We start from the raw sequence: 1,216 nt of genomic DNA, 5'->3' as shown, positions 1-1,216 counted from the left end.
ACGCCCCGCGGGGCGTGGCCCCGGGTTCGGCTCGCAGCCAGTTGCGCAGCTTTCGTGCGTAGTCCTCGTCCATGCTCAGTCGTACACTCCCTCGACCGTCCACAGTGGATTTTCCGTGCCTGCGCAGTGCACCAGCACCGCTTCGGGCGGCTCGTCCCCCTCGCCGGCCAGCACCAGCTGCAGCCGCGCTCTTCGCGCCCCCAGCCGTCTGCGGTCGCCCGTCAGGGGCCACGGACCCGCCCAGCCCACGACTTCCCGGCCCGCGCCGCCCGCGATGCTGAGGCGCCGCGGGGGCGCCGTCACCTGCTCGCGCGCGGTGATCCCGACGGCGCGGCCGGCGTCGTCGAAGACCTGCGCCGGGACCGGCCGGGCGAGGACCGTCGCCGGGGACGGGGACGGCAGGCGTCCCGGCCAGGTCGCGTCCGGCGGCGTCGTCCGCTCGCGGGGGTCGCCCCACGGGACCAGCCGGACCCGGCCCGCGGGGTCGCGGCCGCCGTCGAGCACCGGGGTGAGCACGCCTTCGGGCCCGAGCAGGCCCTGGACGCGCACGAACGCGCGGGCCGCTCGCTCGTCGTCCTCGTCGGAGCCGCCGTTGCGCCACAGGTCGAGCTGCAGCGACCGCCCTTCGACGACCTCCTCGGGCTCCAGCCGCAGCCGCACGACACCGGACGTCGGACGCTGCCCGGGCGCGGCGCGCAGCCACCCTTCGAACTGCCAGCGCACGCGATCGGCGACGCCGGCGGGGGTCAGCGGTTCGGCGCACCGCCACGCCCGGCCGAGGTGTTCGCCTTCCTCGGTGACCGCGTAGATGCCGAGCCGGGTGCAGGCGAGGCCGTGCGCGGCGAGGCCCGCGCAGAACCGCGTCGCGAGCCCCTTGGCGAGGAACGCAGCGACGTCGACTCGCTCGACAACGGGGTCGAACTCCTCGGCGAGGCTCAGTTCGGGCGGCGGCCGTCGACGCAGCGGCGGCCGTTCGGACCGGCCGCGCGCCAGCCGGTGCGCGAGCAGCCCGTCCGCGCCGAAGCGGCCGGCGACGTCACGTTCCGGCAGGGCGGCGAACGCCCCGAGCGTCTTCAACCCGAGCCGGCGCAGCAGGTCGACGAGCTCCGCGCGGTGCGGGGAGTTCGTCGAACCCGGGCGCGTGGCCGAATTCCTCGCGGGCCTTCCGATCACCGAGCTCGACCAGCCCGGCGCCGACCGCGCGGAGCTCGTCGAC

The 1,216-nt window shown here is 76.6% G+C and carries 1 protein-coding gene; it reads right to left on the bottom strand.

Annotated features, from left to right (window positions below; translation table 11 throughout):
* Positions 1 to 75 precede the first annotated feature (75 nt).
* Positions 76 to 1,216: DNA polymerase Y subunit UmuC family protein (locus CCN39_RS48760; protein WP_244211380.1), on the bottom strand; the 1,141-nt coding region annotated here is incomplete at its 5' end.

This window comes from Amycolatopsis kentuckyensis (assembly GCF_002155975.1).
GTDB lineage: Bacteria > Actinomycetota > Actinomycetes > Mycobacteriales > Pseudonocardiaceae > Amycolatopsis > Amycolatopsis kentuckyensis.
The sequence above is the reverse complement of the archived record's forward strand: the minus strand, read 5'-3'. Positions and strand labels throughout refer to the sequence as shown.